The sequence below is a fragment of the Mycobacterium sp. URHD0025 genome (assembly GCF_000426065.1).
Taxonomy (GTDB): Bacteria; Actinomycetota; Actinomycetes; order Mycobacteriales; family Mycobacteriaceae; genus Mycobacterium.
On sequence record NZ_AUEQ01000024.1, the window covers coordinates 21716 to 40332 of the forward strand.

At 65.7% G+C, this 18617-nt stretch carries 24 protein-coding genes; 12 read left to right on the forward strand and 12 right to left on the reverse strand.

Annotated features, from left to right (window positions below; genetic code table 11):
• Positions 1–99 precede the first annotated feature (99 nt).
• From H977_RS0128105 to H977_RS0128125, 5 genes are read left to right on the forward strand one after another with little or no spacing between them, the layout of a single operon-like run.
• Positions 100–759, forward strand: a complete 660-nt coding sequence (locus H977_RS0128105; protein WP_029110977.1) for a glycosyltransferase family 2 protein — start codon at positions 100–102, stop codon at positions 757–759.
• A complete protein-coding gene (locus H977_RS0128110) occupies positions 756–1412 on the forward strand; it encodes a TIGR04282 family arsenosugar biosynthesis glycosyltransferase (RefSeq protein WP_029110978.1) in 657 nt (218 codons plus the stop codon). Before H977_RS0128105 ends, H977_RS0128110 begins: the two co-directional genes overlap by 4 nt.
• Position 1413: 1 nt before the next feature.
• Complete coding sequence (locus H977_RS0128115; RefSeq protein ID WP_029110979.1) at positions 1414–2043, forward strand: methyltransferase domain-containing protein; 630 nt, start codon at positions 1414–1416, stop codon at positions 2041–2043.
• The gene (locus H977_RS0128120) at positions 2040–3149 is read left to right on the forward strand and encodes a molybdopterin-dependent oxidoreductase (RefSeq protein WP_036477536.1); all 1110 of its coding nucleotides are present in this window, start codon (positions 2040–2042) and stop codon (positions 3147–3149) included. The genes H977_RS0128115 and H977_RS0128120 overlap by 4 nt, the downstream gene beginning before the upstream one ends.
• Positions 3146–3613 (forward strand): hypothetical protein, encoded by a 468-nt coding sequence (locus H977_RS0128125; RefSeq protein ID WP_036477539.1) that lies wholly within the window; start codon positions 3146–3148, stop codon positions 3611–3613. Before H977_RS0128120 ends, H977_RS0128125 begins: the two co-directional genes overlap by 4 nt.
• Here the strand turns inward: H977_RS0128125 and H977_RS0128130 are convergent.
• The 5 genes from H977_RS0128130 to H977_RS0128150 all read right to left on the reverse strand — a co-directional run bounded on the left by H977_RS0128130 (position 3539) and on the right by H977_RS0128150 (position 9084).
• A complete protein-coding gene (locus tag H977_RS0128130; protein WP_029110982.1) occupies positions 3539–4894 on the reverse strand; it encodes a hypothetical protein in 1356 nt (451 codons plus the stop codon). The two genes, H977_RS0128125 and H977_RS0128130, sit on opposite strands and share 75 nt — an antisense overlap.
• Positions 4895–4963: 69 nt before the next feature.
• Complete coding sequence (locus tag H977_RS0128135; protein WP_036477542.1) at positions 4964–5413, reverse strand: DUF5078 domain-containing protein; 450 nt, start codon at positions 5411–5413, stop codon at positions 4964–4966.
• Positions 5414–5429: 16 nt separating this feature from the next.
• Complete coding sequence (locus H977_RS0128140; RefSeq protein ID WP_029110984.1) at positions 5430–5759, reverse strand: DUF732 domain-containing protein; 330 nt, start codon at positions 5757–5759, stop codon at positions 5430–5432.
• Complete coding sequence (locus H977_RS0128145) at positions 5759–8662, reverse strand: MMPL/RND family transporter (RefSeq protein ID WP_029110985.1); 2904 nt, start codon at positions 8660–8662, stop codon at positions 5759–5761. Before H977_RS0128145 ends, H977_RS0128140 begins: the two co-directional genes overlap by 1 nt.
• A complete protein-coding gene (locus H977_RS0128150) occupies positions 8659–9084 on the reverse strand; it encodes an MmpS family transport accessory protein (RefSeq protein WP_029110986.1) in 426 nt (141 codons plus the stop codon). Before H977_RS0128150 ends, H977_RS0128145 begins: the two co-directional genes overlap by 4 nt.
• Positions 9085–9274: 190 nt before the next feature.
• Between H977_RS0128150 and H977_RS0128155 the strand changes: the two genes are divergently transcribed.
• Genes H977_RS0128155 through H977_RS0128165 form a run of 3 tightly spaced genes read left to right on the forward strand, consistent with a single transcriptional unit; the run spans position 9275 to position 11467 of the window.
• The gene (locus tag H977_RS0128155) at positions 9275–9937 is read left to right on the forward strand and encodes a TetR/AcrR family transcriptional regulator (RefSeq protein ID WP_029110987.1); all 663 of its coding nucleotides are present in this window, start codon (positions 9275–9277) and stop codon (positions 9935–9937) included.
• A 52-nt stretch (positions 9938–9989) separates the two neighbouring features.
• Positions 9990–10844: a GNAT family N-acetyltransferase gene (locus tag H977_RS0128160; protein WP_036477547.1), complete on the forward strand. Its 855-nt coding sequence runs from the start codon at positions 9990–9992 to the stop codon at positions 10842–10844.
• 32 nt (positions 10845–10876) lie between these two features.
• A complete protein-coding gene (locus H977_RS0128165) occupies positions 10877–11467 on the forward strand; it encodes a TetR/AcrR family transcriptional regulator (RefSeq protein ID WP_029110989.1) in 591 nt (196 codons plus the stop codon).
• An 11-nt stretch (positions 11468–11478) separates the two neighbouring features.
• On the opposite strand, the gene H977_RS34110 is transcribed toward H977_RS0128165, so the two are convergent.
• The 3 genes from H977_RS34110 to H977_RS35490 form a co-directional block, all read right to left on the reverse strand.
• On the reverse strand, positions 11479–12408 hold the full coding sequence (locus H977_RS34110) for an NmrA family NAD(P)-binding protein (protein WP_051289176.1): 930 nt from the start codon (positions 12406–12408) through the stop codon (positions 11479–11481).
• Positions 12405–13229, reverse strand: coding sequence for an alpha/beta hydrolase (locus H977_RS34115; protein WP_051289178.1), 825 nt, complete (start codon positions 13227–13229; stop codon positions 12405–12407). The genes H977_RS34110 and H977_RS34115 overlap by 4 nt, the downstream gene beginning before the upstream one ends.
• A 120-nt stretch (positions 13230–13349) precedes the next feature.
• A complete protein-coding gene (locus H977_RS35490) occupies positions 13350–13514 on the reverse strand; it encodes a hypothetical protein (RefSeq protein ID WP_155946879.1) in 165 nt (54 codons plus the stop codon).
• A gap of 41 nt (positions 13515–13555) precedes the next feature.
• Here H977_RS35490 and H977_RS0128185 point away from each other — a divergent pair, with 41 nt between their 5' ends.
• A complete protein-coding gene (locus tag H977_RS0128185; RefSeq protein ID WP_029110990.1) occupies positions 13556–13858 on the forward strand; it encodes a putative quinol monooxygenase in 303 nt (100 codons plus the stop codon).
• Positions 13859–13908: 50 nt separating this feature from the next.
• Here H977_RS0128185 and H977_RS0128190 read toward each other — a convergent pair whose 3' ends face one another.
• The 3 genes from H977_RS0128190 to H977_RS0128200 are packed head-to-tail and all read right to left on the reverse strand — an operon-like array spanning position 13909 to position 16060.
• Positions 13909–14523, reverse strand: coding sequence for a pyridoxamine 5'-phosphate oxidase family protein (locus H977_RS0128190; RefSeq protein ID WP_029110991.1), 615 nt, complete (start codon positions 14521–14523; stop codon positions 13909–13911).
• Between the two features lie 56 nt (positions 14524–14579).
• Positions 14580–15671, reverse strand: coding sequence for an o-succinylbenzoate--CoA ligase (gene menE / locus H977_RS0128195; protein WP_081681891.1), 1092 nt, complete (start codon positions 15669–15671; stop codon positions 14580–14582).
• Between the two features lie 41 nt (positions 15672–15712).
• Complete coding sequence (locus tag H977_RS0128200) at positions 15713–16060, reverse strand: DUF3349 domain-containing protein (RefSeq protein ID WP_029110993.1); 348 nt, start codon at positions 16058–16060, stop codon at positions 15713–15715.
• A gap of 265 nt (positions 16061–16325) precedes the next feature.
• On the opposite strand from H977_RS0128200, the gene H977_RS34120 reads away from it, so the two are divergent.
• Genes H977_RS34120 through H977_RS0128215 form a run of 3 tightly spaced genes read left to right on the forward strand, consistent with a single transcriptional unit; the run spans position 16326 to position 18239 of the window.
• Positions 16326–17600 carry an inorganic phosphate transporter gene (locus H977_RS34120; protein WP_036477550.1) on the forward strand — a complete coding sequence of 425 codons (1275 nt, stop codon included), beginning with the start codon at positions 16326–16328 and terminating at the stop codon, positions 17598–17600.
• Between the two features lie 34 nt (positions 17601–17634).
• Positions 17635–17919, forward strand: a complete 285-nt coding sequence (locus H977_RS0128210; protein WP_029110994.1) for a hypothetical protein — start codon at positions 17635–17637, stop codon at positions 17917–17919.
• A gap of 11 nt (positions 17920–17930) precedes the next feature.
• Positions 17931–18239, forward strand: coding sequence for a DUF3349 domain-containing protein (locus tag H977_RS0128215; protein ID WP_029110995.1), 309 nt, complete (start codon positions 17931–17933; stop codon positions 18237–18239).
• A gap of 73 nt (positions 18240–18312) precedes the next feature.
• On the opposite strand, the gene H977_RS0128220 is transcribed toward H977_RS0128215, so the two are convergent.
• Positions 18313–18617: IS30 family transposase (locus tag H977_RS0128220; RefSeq protein WP_029110996.1), on the reverse strand; the 305-nt coding region annotated here is incomplete at its 5' end.

Here is an 18617-nt window from a genome sequence, read left to right on the forward strand (position 1 = left end):
CGAGGTTACTGCCGCGGTCCCGCGACCTGCGGCTATGTCACAGTTTCGTCATAGTTGGGCCCTGGTCAGCGGGCCGGGGGCGGCCTACCGTCGGAATTTATGGCCCCTGCCGACCACGTGACCGTGGTGCTGCCGTGTCTTGACGAGGAGCACTCGCTGCCCGGAGTGCTGGCGGCGATGCCCGATGGGTACCGGCCGCTGGTGGTCGACAACGCCAGCACCGACCGCACGGCCGAGGTGGCCCGGGCGCTCGGAGCGACTGTGGTGGCCGAGCCCCGTCGCGGTTACGGCTCGGCGGTGCATGCGGGCGTGGTCGCGGCCGCGACACCGATCGTCGCGGTGCTCGACGCGGACGGGTCGCTGGACCCGAGGGAGCTTCCGGCGCTCGTCGCCGAACTCGACCGCGGCGCCGATCTGGTCATCGGCCGGCGCCGGTCGGTGCCCGGATTGCACTGGCCGTGGCATGCCCGGCTCGGTACCGCCGCGGTGTGCTGGCGGTTGCGGCAGCGGTACCGGGTGCCGGTGCACGATATCGCGCCGATGCGGGTGGCCCGCCGCGATGCGCTGATCGGGCTCGGGGTGACCGACCGCCGGTCTGGCTACCCGCTGGAGTTGTTGGTTCGCGCCGCCCAGGCCGGTTGGCGGGTGGTCGAACGCGATGTGGCGTACGGTCCGCGCACCGGCGGGGAATCGAAGGTCAGCGGATCGGTGCGGGGCAGTATCGTCGCCGCACTGGACTTCTGGCGGGTGATGCGATGAATCCCGTTGCGGTGCTGGTGGTTGCCAAGGCGCCGGTGCCCGGGCTGGCCAAGACGCGGCTGGCAGCGGGAGTCGGTGACCAGGCGGCCGCCGATATCGCGGCCGCCGCGCTGCTGGACACCTTGGACGCGGTGGCCGAGGCCGCGGTCGCGGCGCGGGTGGTGGCGTTGACCGGTGACCTCGCGAGGGCCTGCCGCGGCAGCGAAATTCAGGACCGGTTGGACGATTTCATCGTCGTGGCTCAGCGCGGCGAGGGCTTTGCGCAGCGGCTGGCCAATGCGCATGCCGACGCGGCCGCGGCGACCGGCCTGCCGGTGCTGCAGATCGGGATGGACACCCCGCAGGTGACCGCGGCGTTGCTCGACGAGTGCTGGCGTGCGCTGGCGGGCACCGACGCGGTGCTCGGGATGGCGCGTGACGGCGGCTGGTGGGTATTGGGCGTCCGGGACGGCGGGACGGCCGCCTGTCTGAGCGGCGTCGAGATGTCGACATCGCACACCGGTGCGGAAACCCTTGCGGCACTGCGTCGTACAGGAGCGGCGGTGACCCTCGTGGCAGAGCTGGCCGATTTCGACACGGTTGACGACATCCCTGTGGTGGGCCGGGTGTGTGCGCCGGGCAGCCGGTTCTCCCACGCTGCTCGGGGGGTTTGATATGCACGGGCAACTCTACGAGCGGGCGCTCGACGGGGAACGCTGCTGGATCCGGCGCGACGACGGCAGCCTGCGCCACCTGCCGGTGTACAGCTGGTTGGGCGGCGCGCGCAGCGACCGCCGCTTCGACGACATGATCGTGGACTTGTGTTCGGGGCCGACGCTCGACCTTGCTTGCGGGCCGGGCCGGCTGGTCGCCGGTCTGGTCCGGCGTGGGCTGCCCGCGCTCGGGGTGGACCTGTCACAGACGGCCATCGAGTTGGCGCGGGGAAGTGGCGCACCGGTGCTCTGCCGCGACCTGTTCGAACCGTTGCCCGGAACCGGTCGCTGGCACAACGTCCTGTTGGCCGACGGAAATGTCGGGCTGGGCGGTGATCCGTGGCGGGTGTTGCAGCGCGCCGGTGAGCTGCTTAGGACGGGCGGCCGCTGCCTTGTCGAATTCGACACGGCGACAACGGGAGTTGACGCAGCATGGGTCAGGTTGGAGACGGTGGGCAGCATCGGACCGTGGTTTCGTTGGGCGACGGTGGGTGTGGACTGCGCGGCCGGTCTCGCCGGGGATGTCGGCCTCGCGGTGACGGCGGTGCACCCAGTCGGTGACCGGGTCATCGCGTCCTTGGAAGCGCTATGAGCCTGCGCGGAACGGCGGTGACCGCCCGCGTCGGAACGGCCCTGGGCGTCGCGGTGGCCATCTGTTTCATCACCGGGCTGATCAGCCACCTCATCCAGCATCCGCAGCCTTGGTTCTTCTGGCCCACCCGTCCGGTCTGGCTGTACCGGCTGACCCAAGGGCTGCATGTGATCTCGGGGATCGCCGCGATTCCGCTCGTGGTCGTCAAGCTGTGGTCGGTATGGCCGAAGCTGTTCGAGCGCCCGGTGATCGGCGGGCTCACCCGCCAGCTGGAACGGTTGTCGATCCTGGTGCTGGTGGGCGCGATCCTCTTCGAGTTGTCCACCGGCCTGCTGAACATCGCCCAGTGGTACGCGTTCGACTTCTTCTTCACGACCGCCCACTACGCCATGGCCTATCTGGCCGCCGGCGCCGTGCTGGTACATGTCGCGGTGAAATTGCCTGTGATCCGGCGCGCCTTGGGGGAGTCGCCGGATCGGGAGGCGGGTACTGCGCCGCGAGATGTGACCGCGGGCCCCACCCGGCGCACCGTGCTGCGTGCCACCTGGCTGGCGGTAGCGTTGGCGACGGCCGCGACCGCCGGGCAGAGCGTGGGCTTCCTGCGCCGGGCGTCCGTGCTGGCGCCGCGGTCCGGGCAAGGGCCGCAGGGGGTCCCGGTGAACCGGTCGGCGATCGCGGCCGGCGTGCTGCGTAGTGCGACCTCGCCCGACTACCACCTGACCGTGATGTCGGGAGCCGTGGTGCGGACCTTCAGCGTGGCCGAGTTGGCGGCTCTACCGCAGACCACCCGGCGGCTGCCCATCGCATGCGTCGAAGGCTGGAGCGTCGGCGCGGATTGGACCGGGGTGGTGCTCGCCGATCTGATCGCCACCGTGGGCGGCGCTCCGGACTCCGATGTGCGGATGATCTCGCTGGAACCGCCGGGCCCGTACTCCCGCACCGTGCTGCCCGCGCGGCACGCCCGCGACAGCGCGACATTGATCGCGTTGCGACTCAACGGTGAGCCTCTCGACCTGGACCACGGCTACCCGTGCCGGCTCATCGCTCCGAGTAGACCCGGTGTGCTGCAGACAAAGTGGCTGTCCCGGATCGAGGTGGTGAGATGACGGCTACGCGACTGCTACTTGCGGTGATCGGGGTGGGACTGGCGGGGTACGGCGCGCTGTTGCTGTCGGAGAACCCGCCGGTGATCATCATGAGGATCCTGGCGTGGGCGGTAATCGGGGTGATTGTGCACGATTTCGTCTTCGCGCCGTTGTGCGCCGCAGTGGGATGGGCGGGCCGCCGGCTGATCCCGGCCGCTTCCCGCTCGCCGATCGCGGTGGCGGCACTGTGCAGCGTAGTGCTCGTCGTACTGGCTGTCCCGGTGTACGGCCGGCCCGGGATGCGGCCAGATAACGCGACCGTACTCGATCGCAATTACCCTCTGGGGCTGTATGTTTCGCTGGCCGTGGTCTGGCTGAGCGTGCTGCTGTATCAGCTGATCGTGCGGGTGCTACCAGTTGGTGAGGATCAAGTGGTTCAGCGCGAGCGCGCCGATGACGTTGACCGCCAGCCACCAGCGCTGTGACCGGGCCGGGAGGAACGCGCCGGCCGCGGTCAGCCACACCGTGAACGGCAGCCAGATGCGTTCGGTCTCGGCCTTGCTCAGCATGCTGAGATCGGCGAACAGGATGGCGACCAGCGCGGCGATCAGTACCACGCGTAGCCCCGGTTGGCGCCGAATCGCGGCGACATCGAACAGCCGTCCGATCCCGGCCACGCTGCCGAGGCCGATGGCACAGACCACGGATGCCAGGTTGGCCCACGACCAGTATTGGAAGGGTCGGTCGGCGGCGATACCTTGCCAATAGCGTTGCTGGACCAGGGTATAACCGTCGAACCACCAGAAACCAGCTGCTGCGAACACCACGACGACTGCCAGCGCGGTCACCACAGCCGGCAGTAGGACATTCAGGGCGGCCCCCCAGTCGGTTGCTGTCGCGATCACGGCCAGTGCAGGCAACGCCATGAGAGCCAGTCCGTAGTTGAGGAAGATGGCCCAGCCCAGCACGAACCCGGCCGCGCCGGCCCACAGGATCCGGCGCGGTCCCGATCCGTGCACAGCCACGGCCAACAGCGTGATTCCCCATGCGGCCACGCCCGCGTAGTAGCCGTCGGCCGAGACCGCGATCCAGATGGCCGTCGGTGCCACCGATACGAACGGCGCGACCTGCCGAGCGGTGGCCTCGTCGGTGAGCTTGCGGGTCGCAATGACGATCGCCGCGGCCGCGCTGGATCCGGCGAGCAGGCACAGCAGTCCGGCCCACGCGCCACCGCCCAGCCCGACACGGTCCAGCCACACGAAACTCAGAAGGGCGCCGGGTGGGTGACCCGATACGTGGGTGATCCATGAATCGGGCTGGTAGTCGAGAATTCTCGAGGAGAAAGTGCGCAGCGCCTCGGGGATGTCGGTGATCGTCGAGACCTGGCGCAGGTACTCGTGGCGCGCTGTGAGGCGGCCGGCGAAACCGCGCTGCCAACCGTCGATCATCGCCAGCGAGAACGCCCAGGCGCACGATACCGCCCACGCGGTCACCGGTACGGCTTTCCATGAAAGCCGTTGCGCGAGTGCGGGGCCCCACCACACTGCGGCTATCGCGATTGCGATCGCCGGGATGGTGCCCCAGCCGACGTGCGCATTCCACCAGCCGAAAATCGGTGCGGTGTCGGTGAAGCTGTAGATCTGCGCGGGGGAGCTGTTGATCAGCGGCGTCACGATACCCAGGTGCAGATGGGGCACGACGAACGCTGCCACCACCAGGACCAGGCCGACGACTACCGCGACAGCTTCCCGGCGGCTGATCTGCATGTGCCCAAGCCTAGGCGGGCCCCGCCGGGGCGTGTCTGACGTTTCGGTGACGTCGACGCCCCGGGTGCGTCAGTGCCAGTCCCACACAGACATGTCGTTGGGCGGGTAGTTCTGGCAGACGTCGGTGGTGTTGGCCGCGACGCCCTTGTTGTTGAAGAACAGCTTGGCCCAGTTCGGCCAGCGCCATGACATGTTCTCGAAGAACGCGTTGGTGGCCGTGTTCTCGGAGTACTGGCGGCGGCCGGCGTAATCCATCGAGAAGAACCAGTGGATGCGGTCCTGGGCACCCTGCTGATCCGCAACGGGCTTGTTGTTGTAGTCGATCATGTAGCGCTCGTAGTACACCGGCTCGACGTCGCGGGCCGCGGCCATGATCTGTTCGGCGGTGCACGGTGTGCGCAGGATCCGGTTGGGGATCGGGTAGTCGTCGGTTGCGTCGGCTCCGGCAATGCCGGCCCCCGCCAGGCTGGCGGCGACCGCGCAGGCGGCCACGCCGGTGCGGATCGTGTTTTTCAGCATGTCACTCCAAAGTCGTTTAGTGCGCGGCCTGTTCGAAGACGAAGCGCTGATCGGGGCAGTAGTAGTTGATCGCGGTGCCGAGGAACTGCCACGACTGAGCATCGGTGCTGTCCTTGGCGAGTTGCTTCTTCACGAAACCGACCGAGTCCTGCGCATTGTGGTCGACGCCGTTGTGCAGTCGCTTGCACATGATCTTGGCGATCCAGGCGTTGTAGTCACGCTGCCCATAGATACCGAATGTGTGCAGCTCATTCGCGAAATCGGTATCGATCTCGGCGTGTGCCGGTGCCGCGAGGGCCAGAGTTGTTGCCGCACCGAACATCAGGGTGATCAGCATGCGCTTCATCAGACCATCGCCTCCTCGGGATCGCGCTGGATGGGTTTCGGCCACGGTTGGGGCAGCGGGCGCTGGCGGACCCGTTGCGGCCACCAGAACCAGCGTCCGAGCAGTGTCGCGATGGACGGGGTCATCAGCGACCGCACCACAAGGGTGTCGAACAACAGACCCAGGCCGATGGTCGTTCCGACCTGGCCGATCACGATCAAACTGCTGACCGCCATCGAGGCCATGGTGAAGGCGAAGACCAAGCCCGCGGAGGTGACCACGGCGCCGGTGCCGACCATGGCCCGGATGATCCCGGTCTTCAGCCCGGCGTGGATCTCCTCCTTTATTCGGGACACGAGCAACAGGTTGTAGTCCGCGCCCACGGCCAGCAGGACGATGACCGACATCGGCATCACCATCCAGTGCAACGGGATTCCCACGATGTGCTGCCAGAGCAGTACCGACAGGCCGAAGGCCGAGGCAAGACTCAGCACCACCGTGCCGACGATCACCGCAGAGGCCACCACGGCACGGGTGAGCACCAACATGATGATGAAGATCAGGATCAGTGCCGCCGCGGCGACGATGATCAGGTCGTAGTCGGCGCCTTGCTGCATGTCGGCGAACGTCGCCGAGCTGCCGCCGAGGTAGATCTTGGATCCCTCCAGCGGAGTGCCCTTGATCGCGTCGGTCGCCGCGACCTTGAGCGGTGCGATGCGTGCGGTGCCTTCCGGGGTAAGTGGATCACCCTGGTGAATGATGGTGAACCGCACCGCATGTCCGTCAGGCGACATGAACAGCTTGAGGCCCCGCTGGAAGTCCTCGGTCCCGAAGGCCTCCGGTGGCAGGTAGAACGAATCGTCGTTCTTGGCCGTATCGAACGCTTCGCTCATGGCGGTGGCGGTGTTCTGCATCGCCATCGTCTGATCCTGTTGGGCCTTCTGCACCTGGTACTGGTTCAGCAGGATCTGCTTCTGGTTCTTCATGGTCTGGATCTGCGCCGGCAACACCGCGACCATGCGCGGCATCAGGTCGGCCATGCGCTGCATCTCCGGAACCAGATCCTGGAAATCGTCGGACATCGTGTTGATGCCGTCGAGCGCGTCGAAGATCGACCGGATCGACCAGCACATCGGGATGTCGAAGCAGTGCGGCTCCCAGTAGAGGTAATTGCGGAGGGGCCGGAACTGGTCGTCGAAGTCCGCCAGGTGGTCCCGCACGTCGGCCATGTCGCCGGACGTGGTCTTCATCTTGTCGGCCATCCGCTGCGACACCGCTGCCAGATCCGTCTGGATGCTCATCATCTCGGTCATCGAGTCGATGCTGTTCTGCAGATCGTTGGCCTGCTTGAGGATGTTGTCCAGGTTGGTCTGCAGGTAGTCGTTGTTCATCAGCTGGGTCGTACCGTTCTGGCCCAGCGTGTACGGGATCGTCGAGTGCTTGATCGGATCACCGTCGGGACGGGTGATGGTCTGCACCTGGGCGATGCCGTGCACGTTCTTGAGAGCCTTGGCGATCTTGTCGATCACCAGGAAATCGGCCGGGTTCCGCAGATCGCGGTCGGACTCGATCATCATCAGGTCCGGGTTCATCTTGGCCTGCGAGAAGTGTCGGAACGCGGCGTCGTAGCCGATGTTCGTGCCAACGTCCTTCGGCAGGAAGATGCGGTCGTTGTAGGTGGTGTGGTAGCCCGGCAGGGCGAGCAGGCCGACCAGTGCTGCCACGATGGCGCACACCAGGATTCCGCCCGGCCAGCGGACGGTGGCGGTGCCGACCCGGTGCCATCCGCGCGACTTCGAATGCCGCTTGGGCTCGAGGATCTTGCCGAATCGGCTGAACACCGAGATGACGGCCGGCCCCAGGGTCAGTGCCATGGCGACCACGACGGTCATTCCGATCGCCAGTGGGATGCCCATGGTCTGGAAGTACGGCAGCCGGGTGAAGTGCAGGCAGAACGTCGCGCCGGCGATGGTCAGACCCGACGCGAGCACGACATGGGCCGTGCCGTGGAACATGTCGTAGTAGGAAGCTTCTTTGTCGTGGCCGGAGCGTCTGGCTTCCTGATATCGGCCTATCAGGAATATCGCGTAGTCGGTGGCCGCGGCGATCGCCAACGTCACGAGCATGTTGGTGGCGAACGTCGTGAGACCGAAGACATTGTGATAGCCGAGGAGCGCGATCATCCCACGCGCACCGGACAATTCGAGCACGACCATCACCAGCACGATCAGTGTGGTGATGATCGACCGGTACACGCCGAGCAGCATCACCGCGATGACACCGAAGGTGACGAGCTCGATCATCTGCATGCTCTCGTCACCGACGATGTTCTGGTCGGTGCTCGACGCCGCGGATCCCGTCACATACGCCTTCACCCCGTCGGGTGCGGGGCTTTCGGTCGCGATGCGCCGTACTGCCTCGACGGAATCGTTGGCGAGCGTCTCGCCTTGGTCACCGGCGATGTAGACCTGCACGTACGCGGACTTGCCGTCGCGGCTCTGCGCGCCTTTGGCGGTCAGGGTGTCGCCCCAGAAGTCCTGCACATGCTGCACGTGCGTGGTGTCGGCGCGCAGGTCACGGACCATCTGGTCGTAGAACGCGTGCGCCTCGAGGCCCAGCGGCTTGTCGCCTTCGAGTACGACCATCACCGAGCTGCTGGTGTCGTACTCCTGGAACTTCTTGCCGACCTCTTTGATCGCGATCATCGACGGGGCGTCGTTAGGACTCATCGACACCGCACGCATCTTTCCGACGACCTCGAGTTGAGGGACGACGGTGTTGAGCAGTGCGACGATCACGATCCAGATGAGGATGATCGGCAAGGCGAATGCCCGGAGGAACCGGGGGATCGGTGGGCGCGGAGGTGCCGCGTGGCGCCCGGTGGCGATGGCGTCGGTCGGGGTGTCGTCGGTCGGCGTGCTCATGCTGCCTTCACAAAGCAGAAAGTTTGTGCGTTCAATCCAGTAGCCGTTCTCTCTTCTTTGACCTTGTCATCGACGGTGACTCGGCAACTGATGCTGTTCCCGTCGCCTTGCGCCATGATGTTGGGCTGCACCGAAGGCAACGTGGTCTGCAATGTCAAAGTCCATGGCAGCGGCACCTCTCCGGTGCGCTGGGGCTTGCCTTCAAGGTCCATGTAGTTGATGACGGCAGTGTTGCCCGTGCCGTAGATCTCGTACTTCACGAACTTGGGGTTGAAGTCCTCGGCGTTGTCCGAGGTGGTTTCGGTGATGATGACGGGGTGTGCGCCGAAGACCTTGCGGACGTTCATCACGATCAGCACACCGGCGCCCATGGCGATGACGATCAGTACGGGCAGCCATATTCGGCTGATGGCCTTCAGCATCGAGGCTGTCCCGAGGGAAGGCCCGCGACGGGCATATCGATGACAGCAGTCATTGGTGGGCCTCCCGACGTTTCGATGCGTTCGCGACGACCTTGATCTCAGGCGGCCTACGCACTTCGAAGGGTAAAGTTATCGGAATAAGTGGATAGGATCAATCCACTTATGACGCCGCTCACTTGAACTGAGAGATATGACCGAGGAAACACGCCCCGCACTGCGCAAGGACGCAGAGCGCAACCGGCAGCGGGTACTCGACGCTGCGCGGGAGCTGTTTGCCGAGAAAGGCCTCGAAGCGACGCTCAACGACGTGGCGCGCTACGCCAATGTCGGGGTGGGCACGGTGTACCGGCGGTTCGCCACGAAGGAAGAGCTGATCGGCGCGATCTTCGTGGACGGTATGGAGCAGCTCACCGCGCTAGCTGAATCCGCGTTGCAACAAGAGGATTCATGGCAGGGATTCGCGTGGTACGTCGAGAAGATGTGTGAGATCACAGCGACTGATCGTGGATTGCGGGAAATCGCGTTCAGCAAGTCCTATGGGTGCGACCGGGTCAAGGCCTGCCAGGAGCAGCTCGTCCCGGTGTTGACCAAACTGGTTGAGCGGGCCCAGGGGGATGGGTATCTACGCCCGGAGCTGTCGTCCACGGACATGCCGATCTTCAGTCTCTTGGCGGGCACGGTGAGCGAATACGCCGGCAATGTCGACGCCGAACTGTGGCGTCGCTACGTGGCCATCCTGCTGGACGGTATGCGCTACCACGCCGGTCAATCGCCCATTCCGGTGAAGGCGCTCGATGCCGATGAGCTCGACACCGCCATGCAGTCGTGGGAGCCGGCCGGGCCGCCGCGCTGACCGACGCGATGTCGGGACGTTTCGGAAATGCCTGTGCGGGCACAATATCGACGTGGCTATCTACGGTGACTCGGACGCGGGCTCGGATCAACTGTTCTGCGGTATCGATCTGGCCCGGCGTATCGAGAAGGCCGAGGCGGACCTGATCACGGCGGCGACCCATGCTGCCGGACACCGGGGCGCGGACGGGCTCGTACTGCCTGTGGCCGGGGGTTATGCCTGTTTCGCCGAGGCGGAGTCGCCGATGAACAAGGTGGTCGGCCTCGGCTTCGACGGACTGCCCGACGAGGCGGTGCTCGGTGAGATCGAACGGGCGTTCGCCGCCCGCGGCGGCTCGACCCGGGTGGAGCTGTCGAATCTGGCCGATCCCGAGCTCGCCGAATTGTTGTCCGGCCGTGGTTATCGTCTGGTCGAGTTCGAAAACGTGCTCGCCAGGCCGATCGGTATGGAGGAGCCACTGTCGACCGACGTACAGGTGCGCCGGGCCGACGATCTCGACGTGTGGGTGAGGGTGGTGGTGGAGGGCTTCGCGCATCCCGACGGCGAGGGCCCGGGCAGTCATGAGCAGTTCCCCGCAGACATCGTCGAGCGAGCCGAACGGGACATGGAAAAAGCTGGGGTGACACCGTTTATCGCGCTCTACGACGGCAACGTCGCCGGCGGCGGGATGATGCGGCTGGCCGGTGGGATCGCTCAGCTGGCCGGTGCGGCCACAGCGCCGGCCTACCGTCGCCGTGGCGTGCAGGCCGCGCTGTTGGGGGCGCGGCTGGCCGAGGCTGCCGCCGCCGGCTGTGAGCTCGCCGTGGTGACGACAGCGCCCGGCTCGAAGTCCCAGCACAATGTGCAGCGCCGGGGCTTCCAGCTGCTCTACACGCGGGCGATTCTGGTGAAACCTGTTGCACATTGACTCTTCGTTCACGAACGGAGTTCAATTTGGCCATGGCCCGTCCCCGTAAGTTCGATGAGGCCGAAGTCGTCGCCGCTGCCCGGGACGAGTTCTGGTCGCGCGGCTATGCGGCGACTTCGGTGGACGATCTCAGTGCGGCGACCGGGCTCGGAAAAGGCAGTATCTACGCGGCTTTCGGCGACAAGCACGGGCTGTTTCTCAGGGCGTTGGACGTTTACTGCACCGACATGATCGGCGCGTTCGTCGTCGAACTCACGGTTCCAAATCTGGGCGGATACGACCGGCTACTTCACCATATCCGTTCGCAGGCAAAACGTTTCGCTACCGACAAGGCCCGCCGCGGCTGCCTGATGGCCAAGAGTGCCGCCGAATTGGCTGCCACTGACGCGGAAGCGGACGCGATAATCGAACGCTCACTCGCCAAGTGGCGACGGGCGTTGACCGGATGTGTCCAGGCCGGCCAAGCTGAACGGGCCATCGGACCCGATGCCGATCCAGAGGCGCTGGCCACCGCGGTGTTGGCCTTCGTGCGTGGGCTTGAGGCGCTGGACAAGGGCGGGGTCAGACCCGCGCAGATCAAAGCAGCCGCTGAGGCGTTCATCAGCATGATCCCGCGGGCCTGACCCGGTAGCCACTAGCGTGCGTTGTCGCGCAGTTGTTCCCAGGACCGTTGCTGACCGGTGCCGGTGAACGCGGTGCGGTTGGCGGCGGCGAATTGCTCTACGGTCAGGGCCGGAGTGCCTGTGATGACTTCGACGAGGTTGTCGGCGCCGGCGAAGATACCGTCCCGGTAATCCTGTGCGACGTTGGACAGGTGCTGGATGAGGAACGGAGTGTGGCCCTGAACCTCGAGAACCTCGGCGAATCTGGCGATCTCCACTGGCTCGTACCGGACGGGGAATCCGAGGGTGGCCGAGATCTTCTCGGCAATCTGGTCGTGATGCAGCTCCACCGGTCCGTACAGCGGGTAGATCTGGCGGTCGTGCGGAGCCGGATTGGTGAGAATCGCGGCGATCACCCGGGCCTGGTCAATCCCCGCGATGGGCGCATGGCGGCCGTCGCCAAATGGCAACCGCAGCACCCCGTCACCGTCGGCGGGCCGCGACCATTGCCAGATCAGCCATTCGGCGAAGAACGTAGGTCGCAAGTGGGTCGTGATGAAGGCGAACCGGTCCAGCAGTCGCTCACTTAGCCAGTGATTCTGCGCGGCATGACTTTTCGCGTCTCGCCTGGCCGAGATCTGCGACATGTTCACCACCGCGCGCACGCCTGCCTCACTGGCGGACTGCGCGAAGATCGTGGTGGCGTCCAGCAGGCCACCGGGATCGATGGGGTAGCAGAAGTAGGCTGCGGTGATTCCGGCCATGGCCGAGCTGACGTCGGTGAAATCGAGCAGGTCACCGGTGACGACCTCGGCACCTAGTTCGCCGAGCCGTGCTGAGCGTTCGTCGTGACGATGCACCAACGCGCGCACCTGGGCACCCTGCTCGCGCAACAGCTTCACCGCGTGCGCACCGGTTTTCCCGGTCGCGCCGGTAACGAGGTACCGCTCATTGCCGCTCATGATTGGGCTCCTGGGAGATAGGTGAGGCCGGGGCTCTGGTGGGCGTTGACCCAACCGAGGACGAAGTCGGCGACTTCCCGCCAGCGTGAGTCGATGACCAAGGAATGGCCGCGGTCGTCGAACACGTGGTAGTCAGTGACCGCGTGCGAACCCTCATAGAGGTCGGCTGCCTGCCGGGTGACAGATTCGGCGACGATGTGGTCTCTGCCGCCGCCGATGATCAGCAGCGGGCCACGCTCGCCGTTGTTGACGTTGACCGTCGTAGGGGAGTGGGGATCCTTCTTGGCGCCGACCACCTCGAACAGTGGCTTGCCGGGAGCGGGGATGGCGAAGCGTTCGTACAACTCGCGAGCCTCATCACGCGGAATCGCGTTGGCGATGGCGTAGCGGAACTGCCGCTCGGACAGGGTTACGGCGCCGTCGCGGTTCTTCTTGCTGCGCAATACCGGAATCGTGGACCGGATCTGCGAAAGCGGCAGTTTGGTCACGCCTTTGATCGGTGCGGGGTCGATTGCGACCGCCGCCGCTGCGTCTCCGTTGTCGAGCAGTCGCTGAGCGATGAGCCCGCCGAATGAGTGCCCGATGACTACTGGTTTGGTGGACAGGCCGGCGATGAGCTTGCTGTAGTGCGAGACGACGTCGGCGACGCCGTATCCACCGACGAGTTGGGTGGCGCGCGTCGATGCGACGCTCGGGCCGTCACCCGGCCATCCGGACAGGATCGGCTCGTAGCCTTCTCGTCGATAGAGCTCGGCCCAGGGTTCCCAGGCCGACGTGTGAATCCAAAGGCCGTGAATGAACACGACCGGTCGATCTGACATGTGCGTACTCCGTTCTGCGACTGAAGAGTTCAGAATCTTCTGACTCGCGGCATGGCCGCTGGTACGCACAGCCGATTTTATTTACTGATCATTCCATAACTGGCCTGTTTGTGGCGCGCGTCACAGTGCCGGGTGCGCACTCTTGGGCGGCTCGGCGCGGGCATCGATCAGCGAGTCGCCGCGACGCGTCGCTGCCAGGAAACCGATCGGTTTACTCGGATGGATTTGTTCGGTACCGTCGCCCGCATCGGGATATGCACCGATCGGTTTATGTCGCAACCGCATTCACTGTGAATGCGACGTGTTAAAGACATGGAAGGGTTGCCATGCCGGCATACGGTTTTCTCGTCGAGTTCGAGGCCCGCGCAGGTAAGGAGGCGGACGTGGCCGGCTTCCTGGTCGATGCCCAGAAGCTGGTGGAGGCCGAGCCGGGAACACTTGCCTGGTTCGCATTCCGGCTCGGACCGTCGTCCTTTCGCATCTTCGACGCTTTCGACAGCGAAGATGATCGCCAGGCCCATCTCCAGGGAAAAGTTCGCGAAGCCATCGAGGCCCGCGGCGACGAACTGTTCGCAACGCCGCCGACAATCACGCCCGTGGACCTGGTGGCAAGCAAGCTGCCAGTGTGAAAATTGGTCGGCATGTGAGTGCGACGAACTCGTGAGAGCGGCGCCCTGGCTCAGTAGAGGATCTTGCGCAGGTTGTCTTCGCTGTAGTACGCGTCGAGTTCCTGTTGGGTCTGGTCGGGTTTGAACGCCTTGGCCATCTGCGCCACCGAGGGCACCGCCGTCGGATCCCAGGTCTCCGGCTTCCATGTGTCCGAACGGAGGAATGCCTTGGGGCAGTGGAAGAACACTTCTTCTATGGCGATCTCCAGGGCCAGGATCGGCCGTTTGCCGTCCACCACCATGTCGTCGAAATAGTCCGCGTCGGACAGGATCCGGCCGGTGCCGTTGATCCGCAGGGTGTCGCCGCGGCCGGGGATGACGAAGACCGTGCCCACGTGCGGTCGTTGCAGCACGTTGAGAAAGCCGTCGACGCGCCGGTTGCCGGGCCGTTCCGGGATGGCGATTGTGGTGTCGTCGATGATCTGGACGAAACCCGGCGGGTCGCCCTTGGGGGAGACGTCGACGCGGCCGTGTGCATCGGTGGTGGCCACGAAACCCAGTGGCGAATGCTTGAGCCAGCCCTGCTGAGCTTCGGACAGCCGGTCGGTCACCTTCTTGGCGACGGCTGCCGTGGGTTGGCCGACGATGGCGCGTAGCTCATCCGCGGAGGTCACTTCTCGGCGCATGACTCCATCATGCCGAAGACGACAAGTGAAATATCAGGTCCGCAGCTCCGGCGCGCTCAGCTGTAGCGGGCGGCCAGCGCGCGCCGGTCGAGCTTGCCGATGCCGTGCCGGGGCAACGCGTCGACGATGTGCAGCTCGCGCGGTGCGGCCGTGGCATCGAGGGTCTGTGCCACGTGGGCGCGCAGCTCGGCCTCGTCGGGGGCTGGTGAACCCGGGGTCAGCACCAGTGCGGCCACCACCCGCTGGCCCAGCCGCTCGTCGGGGACACCGAAGACCGCGCAGTCGGCGATCGCGGGATGGCCGGCCAGAGCCGATTCGACCAGTTGCGGCAGCACGGTCAAACCGCCGGTGCTCACCGCGTCGTCGACCCGGCCCAGGACCCGTAATACGCCTGAATCGTCCACAGTTCCAAGGTCATCGGTGCGGAACCAGCCGGGCTCGGCGAACGGGTCGGGACTGATCGGATTGCGATACCCCTTGGCCACGGTCGGCCCACCCAGCACGATGCGGGCATTGTCGATACGCACCTTCACCCCATCCAGCGCCACGCCGTCGTACACGCATCCGCCCGCCGTCTCGCTCATCCCGTAGGTCCGCACCACGTTCACCCCCGCCGCCTCCGCACGTTCGGCCACCCCGGCGGGCATCGGTCCACCGCCGATCAGAACGGCATCGAGGTCGGCGAGTGCTTCCGCGGCGGCCGGGTCACGCAGGGACTTGTCCAACTGCACCGCCACCAGTGAGGCATAGCGCCGCCCGCTGCCCAAAGCTGCTACCGCAGAGGGTAATTCGGCTGGATCGAAGGACGGGGTGACGGTGACGGGCGTGGTGCCCGCCAGCGCGCTGCGCACCAGGACCTGCAAACCCGCGATGTGGTAGGCGGGCAGGGCGAGCAGCCACCGTCCGGCACCGCCCAGTCGGGCGTGGGTGGACTCGGCACTGGCGCGCAACGCGGCAGCGGTCAGCAGTGCGCCCTTCGGTTTGCCCGTGGTGCCCGACGTCGAGATCACCACCGCGACGTCGTCGTCGATCTCTTCGCCGGCCCGTAAAGCGCTTGTGAGCAAGGAACTTTGACGTTCGTCGTCGGCGGGGACCGGCAAGATCGCCGGCCCGCGTCCGGTCAGGACGTCGTCGAGGGTCGCTCGCAACGCGTCCGTCGCGGGTCCGACGGTGACGGGGCGCAGGACTGCTATGCCGGGCTCCCTGGCTCTTTCGGGGCGTCCCCGGTGCCGGTGTCGCCTGCGTCCTCGGCATCGCGCGGATCGTCCAGCGGCCAGCCCTTGGCGGCCAGTCGTTCCCGCACCCGTTCGACGTCCTCGGCACGAGGCAACTCGTCGGTGATCTGGGTGATGAGTACGCCGATGTCGATGTGATCGAAGTCACCGCGATCGACGAGATCGTGTGCGACGGCTTTGACTTCGTCGTTGGTCAATCGCCGAGTCAACAGCGCCAACAGCGGCACCCGGTCTGGTCCGGGCACCCCCTCGGGGTACCCGGCGTTCAGCCAGGCCGCGATCTTCGCGAGAAAAGCGTTCACTGTGCCTACTCCTGATGCACCCGAGCGAGGTTCCTCCGGCCATTCGAGTTTGAGCCGGAAGACCGCATTGATGGTAGTTGTGCCAGCCGACTCTGGCTCGCAGTGAACGTATCGGCCGCTCGGGAATCGGCAAAGCGCCCCGGCGAACAATCCGGGGTGGGCAGATGAACACTCGGTGAACTCATTCGCAGGGTAGCTGAATTCCCAGCTCAGCGAGGTGTTTCCGGCTGGTCAAAAGCGCCTGCGGTCCTACAGAATTACGGCCATGAGCGCTGAGCTGATCGTCCTGGTGCTGTTGATAGCAACGGCACTGGCTTTTGACTTCACAAACGGCTTTCACGACACCGGCAATGCCATGGCCACCTCGATCGCCACCCGCGCTCTCAAGCCCAAGACGGCGGTGCTGCTGGCAGGTGTGCTGAACCTGGTGGGTGCGTTCCTGTCGGTCGAGGTCGCCATCACCGTCACCAGCTCGGTGCTGAAGATCCAGGATTCCAAGACCGGGGCCCTGATCCCCTCGATCGACGCCTCGACGGGTCTGACGATCATCTTCGCGGGTCTGATCGGCGGCATTCTGTGGAACTTGCTCACCTGGCTGTTCGGCATCCCGTCGAGCTCCTCGCACGCACTCTTCGGTGGTCTGATCGGTGCCGGCCTGGCCGCGATCGGCCTGTCCGGGGTGAACTGGGCCGGCGTCAGCCAGAAGGTGCTCATCCCGGCGGTGGCCGCCCCGGTGATCGCCTGCCTGGTGGCCGGCTGCGGAACCTGGCTCGTCTACCGCATCACCCGCAACGTCGCGCAGAAGCGGCGTGAGACGGGCTTCCGCTGGGGACAGATCGCCACCGCCTCGCTGGTCGCGCTCTCGCACGGAACCAACGATGCGCAGAAGACCATGGGCGTCATCGCGCTGGCCCTCATCACCACCGGCCACCTCGGCGGCGACGTGAAGAACGACGGCCTGCCGTTCTGGATCATCGCCTCCTGCGCGCTGGCCATCGGCCTTGGCACCTACATCGGTGGCTGGCGGGTCATCCGCACCCTGGGCAAGGGCTTGGTCGAGATCGAGTCCCCGCAGGGCCTGGCCGCCGAGGCATCGTCGGCCGCGATCATCCTGAGCTCCAGCGCGGCAGGCATGGCCCTGTCGACCACCCACGTGGCGACCGGTTCGATCCTGGGCAGCGGTGTCGGCAAGCCCGGCGCCGAGGTGCGCTGGGCGGTGGCCGGCCGCATGGCAGTCGCCTGGCTGGTGACGCTGCCCGCCGCGGGCCTCGTCGGCGCGCTGGCGTACTGGCTGTCCCACGGTGTCGAGTCGCTGACCTCCTCGGCGCTCGCGGGTGACGGGCTGATCTTCCTGGTTCTGGTGGCCCTGTCGGGATACATGTGGTGGCGCGCCCAGCAGCAGAAGGTCGACCACAGCAACGTCAACGCCGATTGGGACCACTCCACCAACTCCGTGGTGCCCGCCGATGTGCGTGAGGCCACCGATCCCGGCGCACCGAGTGCCGAGAAGAACCCCGGCGCCGACAAAGCCAGCGTCTGATCGTCCCGCGCACAAGCGAACACAAGGAATCGCAATGACTTATCTCGAATCCATCTTCAAGGTGCTCGTGGTCGGCCTGATCCTGGGCGCCGGTCTGCCGGCGGTCTTCGCCGCGGGACTGGTGGCCTACTCCAACGGGGCCGGCGGCACGACCGCCGACGGCGCCACCCACGCCCCCAACCCGGTCTTGAAGTTCGTCGGGCTGGCGCTGTTCGCCCTTGTCAGTTTGGTGATCCTGGTGGCCATCGCGTGGATCACCCGGACCACGATGATCCACCACACCGGTATCGACCTGTTCCCGTTCCTGCCCAAGAAGTGAGCTGAGTATCCATGGGTGAGTCGACAAGCGTCTTGGACAATGTGTTGGGCTGGTTGCGTGCGGGCTACCCCGAAGGGGTTCCGCCCAAGGACCAGTTCGCCCTACTGGCTTTGCTGACCCGGACGCTGACCGAGGACGAGGTGGTCGAAGCCGCTCACACCGTCCTGCGCGCCAGCAACGGTGACGGCCCGGTGACGGACGACGCCATCCGCATCGCGGTGCGCAGCGTCATCGAGAAGGACCCGAATCCCGAAGAGATCAACCAGGTCGCCTCCCGGCTGGCCTCGGTGGGCTGGCCGCTGGCGACGCCGACGCGCTGACGCGCATCGTGATGCCGTCGCATCCCGTCGCGCCGTCGGGTTCTACCTCCGGGCTGCTGTCATTGCGGCGAGTTCAAGGGGTCGATGCAACAGTTGGTGGATTTGAGAGTAGTTCGGTGAGGGCTTCGGCTGGGGTTTTCCATCCCAGGGTCTTGCGGGGTCTTCCGTTGAGTTCGGAGGCGACCTGGTCGAGGTATCCGGGCCCCCACAACGAGAGATCTGTCCCTTTCGGGAAGTATTGGCGCAGCAGTCCGTTGGTGTTCTCATTGCTGCCGCGTTGCCATGGCGAATGCGGGTCGCAGAAGTAGATGTCGAGGTCGGTGGCTTTGGCGATGGCCTTGTGGTTGGCCATCTCCGAGCCCTGATCCCAGGTCAGCG

Coding starts and splice junctions, on each gene's coding strand:
- H977_RS0128105 (WP_029110977.1), top strand. CDS start 100: ATGGCCCCTGCCGACCACGTGACCGTGGTGCTGCCGTGTCTTGACGAG.
- H977_RS0128110 (WP_029110978.1), top strand. CDS start 756: ATGAATCCCGTTGCGGTGCTGGTGGTTGCCAAGGCGCCGGTGCCCGGG.
- H977_RS0128115 (WP_029110979.1), top strand. CDS start 1,414: ATGCACGGGCAACTCTACGAGCGGGCGCTCGACGGGGAACGCTGCTGG.
- H977_RS0128120 (WP_036477536.1), top strand. CDS start 2,040: ATGAGCCTGCGCGGAACGGCGGTGACCGCCCGCGTCGGAACGGCCCTG.
- H977_RS0128125 (WP_036477539.1), top strand. CDS start 3,146: ATGACGGCTACGCGACTGCTACTTGCGGTGATCGGGGTGGGACTGGCG.
- H977_RS0128130 (WP_029110982.1), bottom strand. CDS start 4,894: ATGCAGATCAGCCGCCGGGAAGCTGTCGCGGTAGTCGTCGGCCTGGTC.
- H977_RS0128135 (WP_036477542.1), bottom strand. CDS start 5,413: ATGCTGAAAAACACGATCCGCACCGGCGTGGCCGCCTGCGCGGTCGCC.
- H977_RS0128140 (WP_029110984.1), bottom strand. CDS start 5,759: ATGAAGCGCATGCTGATCACCCTGATGTTCGGTGCGGCAACAACTCTG.
- H977_RS0128145 (WP_029110985.1), bottom strand. CDS start 8,662: ATGAGCACGCCGACCGACGACACCCCGACCGACGCCATCGCCACCGGG.
- H977_RS0128150 (WP_029110986.1), bottom strand. CDS start 9,084: ATGCTGAAGGCCATCAGCCGAATATGGCTGCCCGTACTGATCGTCATC.
- H977_RS0128155 (WP_029110987.1), top strand. CDS start 9,275: ATGACCGAGGAAACACGCCCCGCACTGCGCAAGGACGCAGAGCGCAAC.
- H977_RS0128165 (WP_029110989.1), top strand. CDS start 10,877: ATGGCCCGTCCCCGTAAGTTCGATGAGGCCGAAGTCGTCGCCGCTGCC.
- H977_RS34110 (WP_051289176.1), bottom strand. CDS start 12,408: ATGAGCGGCAATGAGCGGTACCTCGTTACCGGCGCGACCGGGAAAACC.
- H977_RS34115 (WP_051289178.1), bottom strand. CDS start 13,229: ATGTCAGATCGACCGGTCGTGTTCATTCACGGCCTTTGGATTCACACG.
- H977_RS35490 (WP_155946879.1), bottom strand. CDS start 13,514: ATGCGGTTGCGACATAAACCGATCGGTGCATATCCCGATGCGGGCGAC.
- H977_RS0128185 (WP_029110990.1), top strand. CDS start 13,556: ATGCCGGCATACGGTTTTCTCGTCGAGTTCGAGGCCCGCGCAGGTAAG.
- H977_RS0128190 (WP_029110991.1), bottom strand. CDS start 14,523: ATGCGCCGAGAAGTGACCTCCGCGGATGAGCTACGCGCCATCGTCGGC.
- H977_RS34120 (WP_036477550.1), top strand. CDS start 16,326: ATGAGCGCTGAGCTGATCGTCCTGGTGCTGTTGATAGCAACGGCACTG.
- H977_RS0128210 (WP_029110994.1), top strand. CDS start 17,635: ATGACTTATCTCGAATCCATCTTCAAGGTGCTCGTGGTCGGCCTGATC.
- H977_RS0128215 (WP_029110995.1), top strand. CDS start 17,931: ATGGGTGAGTCGACAAGCGTCTTGGACAATGTGTTGGGCTGGTTGCGT.